The sequence below is a fragment of the Paenibacillus sp. VMFN-D1 genome, from assembly GCF_003386155.1.
Taxonomy (GTDB): domain Bacteria; phylum Bacillota; class Bacilli; order Paenibacillales; family Paenibacillaceae; genus Paenibacillus_AQ; species Paenibacillus_AQ favisporus.
This window is the reverse complement of the sequence record NZ_QRDU01000001.1, coordinates 2,285,853-2,300,058: the sequence shown is the minus strand read 5'-3', so window position 1 is coordinate 2,300,058 and position 14,206 is coordinate 2,285,853. Positions and strand designations below refer to the sequence as shown.

Genomic DNA, 14,206 nt, shown 5'->3' with positions numbered 1-14,206 from the left:
GCGGTGCATACATTCCATTATTGAGAAAACGGCATATGGCAGGAAGCGTTGAACACTAAGGCATAAGCGGCTTTAGTGTTTTCTTTTTGAACTTTTGAATAGCGGTGTTGGCTGAAGGAACTTGGATGTTTCGAAGGCCAATACTGAGGAAGCTCATTTATCTAGGTGGGCTTATCACGATAGTCATTTTTACGAACCGAAAGGAGTGTTTGATCCATGGCGGCGTACCAAAGAGTGTTAATTAAGCTAAGCGGCGGAGCGGTGGCAGGAACGAGCCAGTTCGGCTTTGATCCGGGCCGGCTGGAGCATATTGCGGACGAAATTTTATCCGTTGTGTCTATGGGAGTGGAGGTTTCCCTGGTCATCGGCGGCGGCAACATATTTCGGGGAAACATGGCGGAAACCTGGGGCATCGAAAGGGCGGAGGCCGATAATATCGGCACGCTGGCCACCGTCGTCAACAGCCTGATGCTGCGCGGTGTTCTTAAAGCGAAGACGGACAAGGAGGTCCGGGTCATGACCTCGCTCCCCATCGCTTCGGTGGCCGAGCCGTATATTCGATTGCGCGCCATACACCATCTGGAGAAAGGGTATATCGTCATTTTCGCCGGCGGGAACGGCCAGCCGTACGTCACGACCGATTACCCTTCGGTGCAGCGTGCGATCGAGGTGAACTGCGACGCGCTCCTCGTTGCCAAGCAGGGAGTGGACGGTGTGCTGAGCGCCGATCCGAAGACGGATCCCTTCGCCAGAAAATTCAAGTCGCTGCATTATGACGACGTCATCCGGCACGATCTGAAAATCATGGATCAATCGGCCTTTATTCTGGCCCGGGACTATCATTTGCCTATTCATGTTTTCAACTTTGACAAGCCGGGTTCAATGAGAGAATTGTGCGAAGGGAAGCATCAAGGCACGATCATCAGCCGCGATTCTGTACTGGCTTATGAGTAACTTCTAAACGGTGGAATAATACTTAAATGACTAAAATAATAAATCATTTAAAAAAAGCAATTTATAAGAAACATTTTCACGGAGTTATGTGGTAAAATAGGCTCGCTGATGCCAAATATAGACATATTGCAAGAAACAGGAGGGAGAATATATGAATCCATCAGGTGCCGCAGCTGCATCTGCACCGGCTGATATTAGCCATATCAAGAAGCTGCCTATATTAGTTTCATTAATTGTGGGGGCGTTCTTTTCCATCTTAAATGAGACGCTGCTCAATATCGCTTTTCCGGAATTAATGGTTGAGCTCAAAGTCTCGGCCTCTACGTTGCAATGGCTGGCCACAGGCTACATGCTGGTCGTCGGCGTTCTGGTTCCCGCATCAGCGCTGCTGGTCCAGTGGTTTACGACGAGGCAAATGTTCCTTGGAGCCATGATCATCTTTACGGTGGGAACGTTTGTCTGTGCCTTTGCCCCGGGCTTTGAATTCCTGCTGATCGGCCGTTTGCTTCAGGCCGCAGGAAGCGGTTTGATGCTTCCGGTCATGATGAATACGATCCTGATTCTGTATCCGCCGGAAAAACGCGGAGCCGCCATGGGCAGTATCGGTCTCGTTATTATGTTCGCTCCAGCGATCGGACCGACGTTGTCGGGATTGATTCTCGATTCGTTTGAATGGAGATGGCTGTTCTACTTGGTTCTGCCGTTTGCCATCCTTTCGATCATCATCGCGTTTGTGTATTTGAAAAATGTCTCGCAGCCTACCAAACCCAAAGTGGACGTTCTGTCGATCGTTCTGTCTACGATCGGATTCGGCGGAATCGTCTATGGCTTCAGCAGTCTGGGTGAAGGTGGAGCGGGCTGGTCGCATCCCAAAGTGATTTGGACCATTATTATCGGTGCGGCTGCCCTGCTGCTGTTCGTTATTCGTCAGCTCCGGCTGAAAGATCCTTTAATGGATATCCGGTCCTTCAAATTCCCGGCGTTTACCCTGACGGCGATCATGCTGATCATTATGATGATGACGCTGTTCTCCTCCATGTCGCTGCTGCCGTTCCTGTTTCAGGGTGCACTCGGCATGACGGTGTTCGCTTCCGGTCTGCTGATGCTTCCGGGGAGCTTGCTCAACGGCTTGATCTCGCCGATTACCGGTAAACTGTTTGATAAGTTCGGTCCACGGGCGCTGATCATTCCGGGCACGGCTGCTCTGGTGATCATTATGTGGTTCTTTACGCAGGTATCGGTCGAAACGAGCAAAGTCACGCTGCTCATCCTGCATATCTGCATGATGATTTCCATCTCTATGATCATGATGCCGGCGCAGACGAACGGCATGAACCAGCTTCCGGCCCGGTATTATCCGCACGGTACGGCGATCTTGAATACGCTCCAGCAGGTGGCGGGAGCGATTGGTGTAGCCTTCTTTATCAGCGTCATGTCCAACGGGCAAGCCAGCTTCCTGAAGGGCTCTTCGGATCCAACCGCGCCTGGGCAAATGGCTGAAGCGATGGTAGCCGGCGTGCATAACGCGTTTGTCATCGGATTTGGCTTCTCCATCGTGGCGTTGATTCTGGCATTGTTATTCAAACGGACCAAAGGTCCTGCTGAATCCTAAGCGGTTGATACCCTTGCCTGCCATGTTTCCGTCCGGTTATCCAATTACATAGGCGTGAGTGAAGGGACTTATGCTCCTTCTGCATGGTGGTGCATCTCGCTGCACAGAAAGAATCCGCTCCCTCTTCGGGAGCGGATTCTTTCTGTTGATCAGACGTTGTTTTCATAGATATTAGTGGGTTTCTATAATACAATGATAAAAAATAATAGATTTCAGGAAGGGAAGGAAGTACACAGATGATGAATTCCAGCATTCCCCAAACGATGCAAGCCGCTGTGATGCACAGCCCGCGCCAAATCCGGATTGAAACGGTGCCGGTGCCGGACATCGCACCAGACGAAGTGTTGATCAAAGTGATGGCCGTCGGCATCTGCGGATCTGACCTCCATTATTATACGCATGGGCGAATCGGCAAGTACGTCGTGGAGAAGCCGATTATTCTAGGCCATGAATGCTCGGGCGATGTCGCCGCCGTAGGCGCAGATGTAACCGGATTCAAAGTGGGAGACCGCGTAGCCGTGGAGCCCGGGGTGACCTGCGGCCGCTGTGAAGCCTGCAAGGAGGGGCGGTATAACCTCTGTCCCGACGTGCAGTTTCTGGCGACACCGCCGGTAGACGGGGCTTTTGTCCAGTACATCAAAATCCGGCAGGATTTTGTGTTCCGGATCCCGGACTCGCTGAGCTATGAGGAAGCGGCGCTGATCGAGCCGTTTTCCGTCGGCATCCATGCGGCGGCAAGAAGCAAGCTTACGCCGGGATCCACCATTGCGATCATGGGGATGGGGCCGGTAGGATTGATGGCTGTCGTCGCGGCCAAAGCGTATGGTGCTGCCGAAATCATCGTAACGGATTTGGAGCCGCTGCGTCTGGATGCCGCCAAGAAGCTCGGAGCGGATCACGTGATTAACGTCGCAGAGCAGGACGCGCTGGAGGAAATTCAGCGGTTGACGGACGGGAAGGGCGTCGATGTCGCTTGGGAAACGGCAGGCAATCCCAGAGCGCTGCAAACAGCGCTGGGCTCGCTGCGCCGGGGTGGGAAGCTGGCCGTCGTCGGACTTCCGGCACAGGATGAAATTCCGCTGAATGTTCCTTTTATCGCGGATAACGAGGTCGATATTTACGGAATATTCCGGTATGCCAATACATATCCGAAAGGCATCCGCTTCCTTGAGTCCGGCATTGCCGATGTGATGACGCTGGTCACGGACCGTTATTCGCTCCAGGATACCCAGGAAGCGATGGAGCGGGCCTTGAATCACAAAAGCGAGTGCTTGAAAGTTGTCGTCTACCCGAACGGTGTACCAGAGGCGGAGTGAGGCGGTTCTTGTTCCATGGATAAAAGCACGGCTTTGGCCGTGCTTTTTGTCTTCTTTTTGAACATTCCAAATACTTCTTGTCAGCGACAGGCCTCATCGCTTATGATGACTTTAGAACGATCGTTCTGTAAATAAGGAAAGGTAGATCGCTTTGAAACGACATTATGACAGTGAAGAAACGCGGCGGATTATTGCGGAGAAGGCTGCGCAGCTTTTTTCGCAAAAGGGGTTCGCCGGAACCTCGATCTCGGATATATCCAAAGCCTCCGGGTTCAGCAAGGGCCATGTGTACTACCATTTTGAGAATAAGGAAAAGCTGTTCGTCTATCTCGCGCTGGACGGCATGCGGGCTTGGGGCGAGAAGTGGGCCGGTGTATCTCCGAACTATAAGACAGCAAGAGATAAATTGTATGCGATGTCTACGTTCGTGATGAACAATTATCAAACACCTCTGCTCAAGGTAGGGCAGGAGCTGGCGGCGAATCCGGCGACCAGTCCGGAGACGGTCCAGCAGCTGTACGGACTGGCGGTTACGCCGATGCAGGCATACTCGGACATTTTCCAATACGGGATCGATACCGGAGAATTTGAGATCGACGATCTTCAAGGAACGACATTTTTATTCGGGACGCTCCTGGGGGCGCTGTGCCAGCATATTTACACGATGGAGCATGAACAGCTGCATGGTCTTTTCCGGAAAAGCGTCGATCTTTTTCTAAGCGGAATCCTCAAACGATGAGGTTTTACGCTTAAACAGATTAGAACGATCGTACTAATTGTTCTAAAGTTAAAATGATGAGGAGGAGTTAAGGATATGGCAGAATGGGGTAAAGTGGCTATTGTCACAGGAGGGGCTTCGGGAATTGGCCGGGCCATTTGCGAAGCGTTGGCAGGGGAGCGTATTTTCGTTGTGGCAGCCGATGTGGACCGAGCAGGCGGCGAGGAGACGGTCCGAAGAATTACCGCTGCGGGTGGGGGAGGGCGTTACGTCCACCTGGACGTGACGGACGCCTATCAGGTGGAAGGGCTGATCGAGAGTGTGTATGAGGAGTTCGGGCGGCTCGACTATATGTTCAACAATGCGGGCATCAGCATTTACGGGGAGCTGTACCACATGACACTTGATCATTGGAACCGGATCATTCAGGTCAACTTGTGGGGCGTCATCCATGGAACTCAGGCAGCCTATCGGGTTATGAAGCAGCAGGGCTTCGGCTGTATTGCGAATACTGCGTCCGCGACCGGACTGGGGCCATCGCCAACCTCCGCCGCGTATGCTGCGACCAAACATGCCGTGGTCGGACTGACCACATCCCTTCACTATGAAGCGGAAGCGTTTGGCGTTCATGTCAGCGCTCTATGCCCCGCCTTCGTGGATACTCCGATCCACCGGACGGGCGAAGCACTTCATTTGGATCAAGAACTCGTTCTGAAGCAGATGCAGAAACAGAAAATGATGAGCCCCGAGCAGTTCGCCCGAATTGCGATAAAGGGCGTTCACAAGAACGAGCCTGTAGTTTGCCCGATGCCGCTGCGCCGCACCATGGATGTCGTATTCACCTTGTTTCCGCAGCTCCACCGCAAACTGATGCGACTCGTGTGCCGCGTCGCCCGTCAAGCAGCGGTTCAGCCGGACCAGACGTAGGAAAAGACTGGAACAGACTTCTCAGACAAGGTAATATAGCGGAAAGGAGGCAAAAAAGTATGAACTATACGATACATGAACAAGACGGCTCGAAGGTAGCGGTTCTTGACGACCCTCATGCCGTTATTGCCGACGTCCAGACGGCTCTGGATTTGATGGCTGGCATTGGATGGGATCCATCGGGGCCATGCCATAAGCTGCTGCTGAATCAGTCGAATTTGCCTGATGCGTTTTTTGAGCTGAAGACCGGGCTGGCAGGGGAAATCCTGCAAAAATATCGGACCTATCAATTTAAAATTGCCATTGTTGGTGATTTTGAAGCTTACTCCAGCAAAAGCCTGCGGGATTTCATCTACGAATGCAATAAGGGGGAAGATGTGTTCTTTAAGAAGGACCGGGAGGAGGCGCTGGCCGCCCTTCATCGGGTACCTTAAAAACGCGAGGAACAGGGAGCTGGCGAATCTGATGATGATTGATTGGCGATTGCCGAGCTGCTGATCCGGGCGGATTCATCCCCGGCCCGCATTATTGCACGCAGTATAGAGTGAGCGGAATGTGTTGTAAATCATCGTCGTATATAACGCGTTGTAAAAAAGATAAGGGGGATCCTGGATGAAGGATGTCGTGCTGAGTACGGACCGGTTGATCCTGAGGCAAATGGGACGGGAGGATGTCCCTTTGCTGCAGCAAATTTTTGCCGACCCCGTCGCAATGAAGTACTATCCCTCCATCAAAGACAACCAAGAAACGCTGGAATGGATTGAATGGAACCTGCGAAATTATGAGGAATGCGGTGCCGGCTTATGGATCGTGGAGAACCGGATCAACGGTGATTTTCTGGGATAGTGTGGCATCGTTCCACAGATTGTGGAAGGGGTTCGCGAAATGGAGATCGGCTACCTGTTCGCAAGGCGCGTATGGGGGAACGGCTATGCCACTGAGGCAGCAACGGCTTGCAAGCACTACGGTTTTGAGCAGATGAAGCTTCGCAAAATCGTTTCGCTTCCCGATGCCTGCAATAAACCATCCGCTCGGGTGGCCGAACGGATCGGAATGACGCTGGAAAAACAAATCGTCAAATGGAACAAAGATGTGCTTGTATATTCCGTTTACGCCGATACAGAAGAGGTGGTCGAAAGATGAATCAACATGTGCCCATTATGGGGATTCCTTTCCCGAAATTGACGATGGAGCAAAGCGTAGAACTTCTTCAAGACGTGGTTGACCAAAAGGAGCAGCGGCTGTTTCACGTCGTTACCGGCAATCCGGAGATCGTGATGTCCTGCCAAAAGGATGCGCAGCTGCGCCAAATCGTCGATGAGGCAGGTTTGGTCACTGCGGATGGCATCGGCATCGTCATGGTCTCCCGGGTGCGGGGCGGCAGCCTGCCGGAGCGGGTGACCGGCTGCGATCTGCTGTTTAAGCTGCTTGAGGAGGGCGACCGGAAGGGATGGTCGTTTTACTTTCTGGGCGCGGATGAGGAAACGAGCAGGCAGGCCGTCATCAACATTGGCCAGCAGTACCCGGGCGTCGCCATACGCGGCAGACATCACGGTTTTTTTACGCCGGAAGATGAACCGCGAATCGTACAGGAGATTGCTGATGCCGCGCCGGACTTTCTGATCGTGGCTCTGGGCGCACCCCGGGCAGAGAAGTGGATACATAGCCATAAGGACAAGCTGCAGGCGAAAATTGCCATCGGTGTCGGCGGCAGCCTGGATATCATCGGCGGTAAAGTGAAGCGGGCGCCGGCAGCTTGGCAGCGTCTAAATCTCGAGTGGCTGTACCGGCTGATTTCCCAGCCTTCGAGATGGCGCAGACAGCTGATTTTACCCCGGTTTGCGGTGAAAGCGGTATTTTTTAGAGAGAGATCCAGAAGCGTTTAGCCCGTGTGAGCGGGTGGTTACAAGATACCTGGATAACGTGAGCGAGATCCGCTGCTTACTTGGGATCTCCATGTAATGATAAGTATGATCGGAAAATAACGGAAGGGAGAGGAAGGCATGAGCCAGTCACAGCCACAGAAGCAAGGCCAGCTTCTGATTCAGGAAATCGAGGAAACCTTCGTGCCGTACGGCATGGTCGCGGTATGGCCGCTTGGACAAGCCAGTTTTATCATGAAGGGAGGGGATACGGTCATTTACATCGATCCGTATGTCAGCCATAACCCGGATCGTACCTACCCGGCGCCGATCGGACCGGAGCATATTACGAATGCGGATTACTGCCTGATCACCCATGAGCATTCGGACCATATGGACCTGGAGGCGATTGCAGCCATGTCCAAATCTAACCTGCAAACCGTCTATATGGCACCGGCATTCTGCCGTGAGGACATATTGAGGCAGGGCGTAGCCCCCGAGCGCTTCGTGATCGCCGATACGGAAAAGGATTATGGCGATGAAGTGATCATACGCCCCATCGCGGCCGCACATGAAGAACTGGAAACGGATGAGCAGGGCTATCATCGTTACGTCGGGTATCTGATCAAACTGAACGGCGTTACGGTGTACCATTCCGGAGATACGGTCATTTATGAAGGATTGACGGAACGGCTTCAGGGGGAGTCGATCGACCTCGGGCTTCTCCCGATTAATGGCCGCGATGCATTCCGGAACAGCCGCGGCATTATCGGCAATATGGACTACCGGGAAGCAGCCGAACTGGCGAAGACCGTCGGGATCGGGATGACGATCCCGATGCATTATGACATTTTTGCAGGGAATACTGAGCATCCGGGATATTTCGTGGACTATGTATATGACCACTTTCCTGAAATGCGTATTCATGTGATCGCACGTGGCGAAAGATTTATCCACGTGACGGATGCGGCACTGAGCGCTTTGAAGTCATAGACTGAAGGTGACCATTCGATAACGTCAAAAGATATGGATTAGAGCAGCCACAAACCGCCTTCATTTGAAGGTGGTTTGTTTTTTAGTAATCTGCATTACAGATGAGGAAATGATGGTGGTTTATGATGAGTGTAACACTCCGTTATCGGTGTTACATGAGGAACGATGATCGCGGTGAGTGGAGCGGTAGTCGCTTGCAGTAATGAAAGGAGGGGGCACAATGTTACATGATGAGGCGATGGAAAACATAACTTCATTTTTGCCACAAATCAAAATATTTGAATCGCTTCCGGCAGAAATTATGCGTGAAATCGAACAATTGGTAACCAGACCAAATACGTATAAGCTTCCAAAAAACTATATTCTTCAGACGCCCGATGATGAAAGGAATGGCTTATTTTTCGTAATCGCCGGTAAACTGCGCTTATACAAAACCAATTCGGCCGGCAAACAACATACAGTCTGCATCCTCAGCGAAGGCGGCATGTTTGGCGAGGTTGAAACGTTCTCATTGGGCAATAGAGGAACTTATGTGGAGACGATGGAAGACTCGATTGTTTTTTCGATTCCGACTGAACAATTCGAACCGCTTTTACGCAAGTATTCTGAATTGTCTTTGCGATTTTTATCGGAAATAAGCAAACGCCTACGGGATCTGGATGAATTCGTAGAAAAATTGGTTTTTAGGGATCTGCGTGGTAAAGTGCTTTACTTTCTCAACCGATTGTCTAAAAAGTTCGGCATAGAAGAAAATGGATACCAAAAAATCGATATTCCCCTGACTCATCAAGAATTGGCAAATATGATTGGTGCCACAAGAGAAGCGGTATCGCTTACCTTACAGGAACTATCCAATGAAGGTATTATCGTGACCAGCCGCAGAATGGTCATGATTCATATCGAAAAAGCGATGAAAGAACTGGCTTGATTCATGACCCGAAAAACTTCGTAATCTAAATTACTGTCGAATTTTTCATCTAGCGTTATGATAAATGCCGTAACGGAATGACTACAAAATATGAAGCTTATAGGAGGAGTCAGCATGTCCAATCAACAAGTCCAATTGAATATTCGATTCAAAGTTAAACCAGGGAAAAAAGAAGAATTCCGCAGGGAGCTGTATTCCCTTATTGAGGAGATGTCATCCGAGAAGGCATTCATTAGCGCCATTGTTTCGGACGATCTGGATCAGCCGGATGACTTGATTATTTATGAAACATGGCAAGGCACGAGAGATCGCTGGCTTGCGGAAGAGTTTATTAAACCATACCGCAAGGATTACGAACGAACACTGGGCGATTTCATTGTGGATAGAAGCGTCAGCTGGTTGCAGCCGAAGGGCGAATGGGGAAGTCATATAACGAATGCGTGATGACGTTGATGGGAGGCATATAGATATGGGGAAATTTGAAGGAAAGGTAGTCGTTGTTACCGGAGGAACAAGCGGTATCGGACTTACTACGGCACAACGATTCGTTTCGGAAGGGGCTTACGTATTCATTACCGGCCGTAGGCAAAGCGAGCTGGACGCGGCAGTAAAATTGATCGGTGACCGGGTTACCGGCGTTCAAGGTGATATTTCTAATTTGAAGGACCTGGACAAACTGTACGATACGGTAAAGCAGGAGAAAGGACATCTGGATATTCTATTCGCAAACGCTGGACTTGGCAGCTTTCTGCCCTTGGGTCAGATCACGGAAGAGCAGTACGACACAACATTCAACGTGAACGTAAAGGGTACTTTGTTCACCATCCAAAAGGCTTTGCCGCTGTTTCCAAATATGACAGGAAACATCATCTTAACCGGCTCGACGGCGGGTACGATCGGCGAAGCAGCGTTTAGTGTCTACGGAGGTACCAAGGCGGCTCTCCGTCAGATGGCCAGGAGCTGGATAATGGATTTGAAAGGCACAGGGATACGACTTAATGTAGTGAGCCCTGGCACGGTCCACACGCCAGCGTATAATGATCTTTTTGGCGAAGCGCTAAATCAAGTTCTTGATTCGGCGAAGAATGTCGTTCCGCTAAGCCGCTTGGGCAAGACGGAGGAGATCGCCAGCGCGGTGATGTTTCTGGCGTCGGAGGAAAGCAGTTATGTGAACGGCATCGAATTGTTCGTAGATGGCGGTATGGCTCAAGTTTGACCTTGAATCAGAAGGGATGGGTTGTCATTTAAGCAATTCCTAATAAGACCATGTATCAAATCAGGCAGAGGAGTCTATATAGGCTCTCTGCCTGATTTTCATACTGCGACGGATTGGGCGAAGCATTCGTGGACGAGCTGTCGCACTTAATTTGAACAACCTGTCATTTACCTGACTGATTATTCCTCTAAGCGGAAGCGGACTTCCTTTCCGGTCGGCTCGCCGCCGAAGGGGGATCCGATTTCCTCCCTGAACACGAATTCGAGACCGGAGAGCTTGTCCGGCAGTGCAGGAGATACCACGTAATTATAAGTTGCGTTGCCGGAGCAGCTCCCTCCCCTGTCCATCCGGCAATCATAGGGCTCTCCCATATCCAATACGAAGTTGGATATTTCGGTCAAACTTCGTTCCGGGATCGTCACATCCCAGTCCACATACAGCGTCACGACGCTGGCATTGGCGTATTGCCGAACCGAAGTCAGCGTGAAAAAGTATCCTTCATGCTCCTGCGATACTAGCACCGGAACATGCTTGATGAAACCGGCGGGTTCGACGATCGGTTTGAAAAACTCGTCGGATCGGATGGCACCAAAGATCATTTTTAGAAAGTCCTCATAAAGCCCCGTTTCGGCCGCCCATTGGTCAATGTACGCGAAAGGCGGGTAACCCGGATTTCCTTCCGAAATCTCTTTGCGCTGCTGCAGCAGCTGGCAGATTTGTCTGTCGATGGGGAGCAGGCGTTCATCGTAATGCTCGGTGGGTCGTGTGAAAGGCATCCGTTTCATCATCATTCCTCCTCATATATTCTATTGTACCCCAAAGTGCTAAATGTTGGAAAACCATCAGCGAAGAATCATTCATAAAATAGCAGCCGCTTCGAGTATGCGTTGCGGAATTCCGTCGGCGTCAACCCCACGATTTTTTTGAAGGATTTCATGAAGTGATGCGGGTCGCTGTAGCCGAGCTGACTGGAAATCTCACTTACGTTCTGGTTCGTATCGGTCAGCAGATATTTGGCCAGCTCCATTTTTTGCTGCAAAATGTACTGTTTCAGCGAAATACCCGAGACGGTTGTAAACAGATGGGACAGGTACTTCTCGTTGTAGCCGAAGTGCGAGGCGATTTGGGAGACCTTGATGTTCTCGTGGCGGCTCCATTTGATGTAGTCGAGAATATCGTTGTACAGCTGGGTTTGCTTAAACGATTTACCGGGGTTGTTCTTTTCGAAGAACAGCTGGTTGTAGAGCTCGCAAAGGATGACGGTAGACATGTAATCATTTAAGGTCTGTTCGTTGTAGCCGCGCACCGAATCCTGGAGCTGCTTCATCATGACGACGATTTTCTCGGGGTTACGCAGGGTGCCGTATTGGGGAATGACGATCCGCCCATTCTCGTGAACATGGGTATAGTGGGAGAGGTCGAGCTTGGGAAGGTTCTGCGAAGACGAAAAGTGCAGCCAATAAAAGCTGCAATCCGACGGCTTGGCTCCTTTCTGGCGCGTGAACGGGGGAAGCAGCAGATACTCTCCCTGGGAGACCTCGTAGGTTTCATCGTCTCCGGAAATGTACAGCGTTCCATGTGTCATGACAATGAGCTCGTAATCCATCAAGTAACGGCTTAAATGAATCCAATCCGCAGAGGGAGCAACGAACTTGCCGGTAAGCTCCATATGGACCGGACGCTCGATGCGGAGCTGATGGGCATTCATCTAAAGTTTCACCACCATTTCTAACCTTTTTCCACCCAGTGAAGGGTCGGTAGAACCTAAAATTATCACACGGCATCAAAAGGCACCATCAGCAAGTGCAAACCTTTTGACACAAATTCGATCGTTGAACTATTTTGCCCCCTCCGGATTGAGTATAAGCTTGTGTAAACGGATTCATAAAACCCAAGGGGAGGATGAAGGATGAAAAAAATACTCGTATCCGTGCTCGTGCTTACACTCGGAACATCACTGCTGGCGGGGTGCAGCAGCGGCGGCAATGAGCCGGAGGAACCAACCGCGCAAGGGGGAAAAGTAAAGCTGAAAGCGATCATGACAAAGCATCCGCTCACGCAAAAGTTCGAGAACATGAAATGGCTTCAGGATGCGGAGGAGAGAGCAGGGGTTGACATCGAATGGCAGGAAGTGTCCGCCGATTGGGATCAGAAGAAGGGAGCCATGCTGGCCAGCGGGGATATTCCCGATTTGATCGTTGGCGTGAACTCCATTACCGATTCGGATTTCGCCCAGTTTCCGGGGTTGTTCCAGGACCTGTCCGGGATGATCGACCCATATGCTCCGAATGTCAAAGCGATGTTCGACGCCAAACCCGAAACGAAAATCATTGCCACGCAGCAGGACGGTAACATATACGGACTGCCCAAATATCAGCGGTTCTGGCCCGATACGGCGACCCGGCAGTTTATCAACAAGGAGTGGCTGGACCGGCTGGGGCTCCAGATGCCCACGACATGGGATGAGCTGTTCGACGTGCTGAAGGCGTTCAAAGACAAGGATGCCAACGGGAACGGAGATCCGAACGATGAGATCCCGATGGACTTTGCCCCGACGGGAACCGTCGCATTCGGTTATTTTATGCCGACCGTGCTGCTGGGCAGCGAAGGGATTACGTTGTCCGACGGCAGCGGCAGCGGATATTTTGTAGAGGATGGCCAAGTTAAAAACTTTTTCATCGACGACCGTTACAAAGAGTTGGTCAAATTTTTAAGCAAATGCTTCAGCGCCGGTCTGATAAACCCCGAAGTATTCACCCAGGACTACACCAAATACCAATCCGTGGCGAGGGGCAAAGGAAATACGGCTACCGTTGGCTTTACGTGGGGCTGGGAGGTCACCGACCGTTTCGGCAACACGGTTAGTCCGCAGTATACGGCTATGGCGCCGCTGAAGTTTACAGCGGATTCCACCGTTCAGCAGTCGTGGTCGTACGATTACAACACGCTGAATTACGGTACAAATACCGTTCAAATGTCCGCCGCTTCCAAGCATAAGGAAGCCGCAATGAAGTTCATCAACGAATTGTACAACCTCGAGGTCAGCATGCAGGTGCTCTTCGGTTCGCTTGGCACGAACATCAAGGATAACGGAGACGGATCGTTTGCCGTACTGCCGCCGCAGGATCAGGCCATGGATCCGGGAACCTGGAAATGGACCTCCACCTGGGCCGATAACGGACCGATGTATATCGCCGACTCGCTGAAGCTGACCTTGGGTACAGACATGCAATCGGTCGGCAAGCAAACGGAGCCGATGCAGAAGGTGCTGGACTCGATTGATAAGGACAACGATGTTTTCCCGAACCTGTTTATTAAATACAGCGCGGTGGACAACAGCACGATGGCTCTCGCCAACACGGCGCTTGTGCCGATGGCCTTGGCCAAATGGTCACAGTGGATCACCAAAGGCGGCGTGGATAAGGAGTGGGATGCCTACGTGGAAAATTGCAAAAAGACAGGGCTCCTGAAAAATATCGAAATTATGCAGAAATACTATGACGACTATAAAAGCAAGCTGTAAACGTGATCCCCGGTCCGGTGCAGGCTCCCTGCATCCGGGCCGGACAGCATGCAAGCACTGCTGTTACAAGGAGGTAATCTGGACATGATATCGCGATCCGGCCCCAAATTAAAGCGGGCCGCTGCTTTGCCCAAAGCACGCAAACAAACCGTTCTGA

At 51.3% G+C, this 14,206-nt stretch carries 14 protein-coding genes and 1 pseudogene; 13 read left to right on the top strand and 2 right to left on the bottom strand.

From position 1 onward, the window contains the following. The first annotated feature begins 216 nt into the window (after window positions 1-216). The 12 genes and pseudogenes from pyrH (at window position 217) to C7820_RS10510 (ending at window position 10,526) form a co-directional block, all read left to right on the top strand. Window positions 217-954 carry a UMP kinase gene (gene pyrH / locus C7820_RS10565; protein WP_116230907.1) on the top strand — a complete coding sequence of 246 codons (738 nt, stop codon included), beginning with the start codon at window positions 217-219 and terminating at the stop codon, window positions 952-954. Between the two features lie 151 nt (window positions 955-1,105). Next, window positions 1,106-2,566 carry an MDR family MFS transporter gene (locus tag C7820_RS10560; protein ID WP_116230906.1) on the top strand — a complete coding sequence of 487 codons (1,461 nt, stop codon included), beginning with the start codon at window positions 1,106-1,108 and terminating at the stop codon, window positions 2,564-2,566. Window positions 2,567-2,805: 239 nt separating this feature from the next. Next, entirely contained in the window at window positions 2,806-3,882 is a 1,077-nt protein-coding gene (locus C7820_RS10555) for an NAD(P)-dependent alcohol dehydrogenase (protein ID WP_116231717.1), read from the top strand. Between the two features lie 151 nt (window positions 3,883-4,033). Then, a complete protein-coding gene (locus C7820_RS10550; RefSeq protein ID WP_116230905.1) occupies window positions 4,034-4,621 on the top strand; it encodes a TetR/AcrR family transcriptional regulator in 588 nt (195 codons plus the stop codon). A gap of 75 nt (window positions 4,622-4,696) precedes the next feature. After that, window positions 4,697-5,527, top strand: a complete 831-nt coding sequence (locus C7820_RS10545) for an SDR family NAD(P)-dependent oxidoreductase (RefSeq protein ID WP_116230904.1) — start codon at window positions 4,697-4,699, stop codon at window positions 5,525-5,527. Between the two features lie 59 nt (window positions 5,528-5,586). Next, a complete protein-coding gene (locus C7820_RS10540; protein ID WP_116230903.1) occupies window positions 5,587-5,961 on the top strand; it encodes a DUF4180 domain-containing protein in 375 nt (124 codons plus the stop codon). Window positions 5,962-6,139: 178 nt separating this feature from the next. Then, a pseudogene (locus tag C7820_RS10535) lies at window positions 6,140-6,670 on the top strand (GNAT family N-acetyltransferase). After that, complete coding sequence (locus C7820_RS10530) at window positions 6,667-7,413, top strand: WecB/TagA/CpsF family glycosyltransferase (RefSeq protein WP_116230902.1); 747 nt, start codon at window positions 6,667-6,669, stop codon at window positions 7,411-7,413. Before C7820_RS10535 ends, C7820_RS10530 begins: the two are co-directional and overlap by 4 nt. Window positions 7,414-7,530: 117 nt before the next feature. After that, window positions 7,531-8,382 carry an MBL fold metallo-hydrolase gene (locus C7820_RS10525; protein WP_116230901.1) on the top strand — a complete coding sequence of 284 codons (852 nt, stop codon included), beginning with the start codon at window positions 7,531-7,533 and terminating at the stop codon, window positions 8,380-8,382. A gap of 220 nt (window positions 8,383-8,602) precedes the next feature. Then, window positions 8,603-9,310, top strand: coding sequence for a Crp/Fnr family transcriptional regulator (locus C7820_RS10520; protein ID WP_116230900.1), 708 nt, complete (start codon window positions 8,603-8,605; stop codon window positions 9,308-9,310). Window positions 9,311-9,424: 114 nt separating this feature from the next. Beyond that, complete coding sequence (locus tag C7820_RS10515) at window positions 9,425-9,754, top strand: putative quinol monooxygenase (RefSeq protein ID WP_116230899.1); 330 nt, start codon at window positions 9,425-9,427, stop codon at window positions 9,752-9,754. Window positions 9,755-9,779: 25 nt separating this feature from the next. Beyond that, window positions 9,780-10,526, top strand: a complete 747-nt coding sequence (locus C7820_RS10510; RefSeq protein WP_076167091.1) for an SDR family oxidoreductase — start codon at window positions 9,780-9,782, stop codon at window positions 10,524-10,526. 179 nt (window positions 10,527-10,705) lie between these two features. Here C7820_RS10510 and C7820_RS10505 read toward each other — a convergent pair whose 3' ends face one another. Together C7820_RS10505 and C7820_RS10500 are read right to left on the bottom strand one after the other, a co-directional pair. Next, on the bottom strand, window positions 10,706-11,311 hold the full coding sequence (locus tag C7820_RS10505) for a hypothetical protein (RefSeq protein WP_258875199.1): 606 nt from the start codon (window positions 11,309-11,311) through the stop codon (window positions 10,706-10,708). A 68-nt stretch (window positions 11,312-11,379) separates the two neighbouring features. Then, window positions 11,380-12,234 (bottom strand): AraC family transcriptional regulator, encoded by an 855-nt coding sequence (locus tag C7820_RS10500; RefSeq protein WP_105443338.1) that lies wholly within the window; start codon window positions 12,232-12,234, stop codon window positions 11,380-11,382. Between the two features lie 201 nt (window positions 12,235-12,435). Here C7820_RS10500 and C7820_RS10495 point away from each other — a divergent pair, with 201 nt between their 5' ends. Continuing rightward, window positions 12,436-14,049 carry an extracellular solute-binding protein gene (locus tag C7820_RS10495; RefSeq protein ID WP_116230897.1) on the top strand — a complete coding sequence of 538 codons (1,614 nt, stop codon included), beginning with the start codon at window positions 12,436-12,438 and terminating at the stop codon, window positions 14,047-14,049. Window positions 14,050-14,206: the final 157 nt, after the last annotated feature.

Excerpts from the sequence above, each read along its gene's own strand:
- pyrH (WP_116230907.1), top strand. The coding sequence starts at position 217 with ATGGCGGCGTACCAAAGAGTGTTAATTAAGCTAAGCGGCGGAGCGGTG.
- C7820_RS10560 (WP_116230906.1), top strand. The coding sequence starts at position 1,106 with ATGAATCCATCAGGTGCCGCAGCTGCATCTGCACCGGCTGATATTAGC.
- C7820_RS10555 (WP_116231717.1), top strand. The coding sequence starts at position 2,806 with ATGAATTCCAGCATTCCCCAAACGATGCAAGCCGCTGTGATGCACAGC.
- C7820_RS10545 (WP_116230904.1), top strand. The coding sequence starts at position 4,697 with ATGGCAGAATGGGGTAAAGTGGCTATTGTCACAGGAGGGGCTTCGGGA.
- C7820_RS10540 (WP_116230903.1), top strand. The coding sequence starts at position 5,587 with ATGAACTATACGATACATGAACAAGACGGCTCGAAGGTAGCGGTTCTT.
- C7820_RS10530 (WP_116230902.1), top strand. The coding sequence starts at position 6,667 with ATGAATCAACATGTGCCCATTATGGGGATTCCTTTCCCGAAATTGACG.
- C7820_RS10525 (WP_116230901.1), top strand. The coding sequence starts at position 7,531 with ATGAGCCAGTCACAGCCACAGAAGCAAGGCCAGCTTCTGATTCAGGAA.
- C7820_RS10520 (WP_116230900.1), top strand. The coding sequence starts at position 8,603 with ATGTTACATGATGAGGCGATGGAAAACATAACTTCATTTTTGCCACAA.
- C7820_RS10515 (WP_116230899.1), top strand. The coding sequence starts at position 9,425 with ATGTCCAATCAACAAGTCCAATTGAATATTCGATTCAAAGTTAAACCA.
- C7820_RS10510 (WP_076167091.1), top strand. The coding sequence starts at position 9,780 with ATGGGGAAATTTGAAGGAAAGGTAGTCGTTGTTACCGGAGGAACAAGC.
- C7820_RS10505 (WP_258875199.1), bottom strand. The coding sequence starts at position 11,311 with ATGAAACGGATGCCTTTCACACGACCCACCGAGCATTACGATGAACGC.
- C7820_RS10500 (WP_105443338.1), bottom strand. The coding sequence starts at position 12,234 with ATGAATGCCCATCAGCTCCGCATCGAGCGTCCGGTCCATATGGAGCTT.
- C7820_RS10495 (WP_116230897.1), top strand. The coding sequence starts at position 12,436 with ATGAAAAAAATACTCGTATCCGTGCTCGTGCTTACACTCGGAACATCA.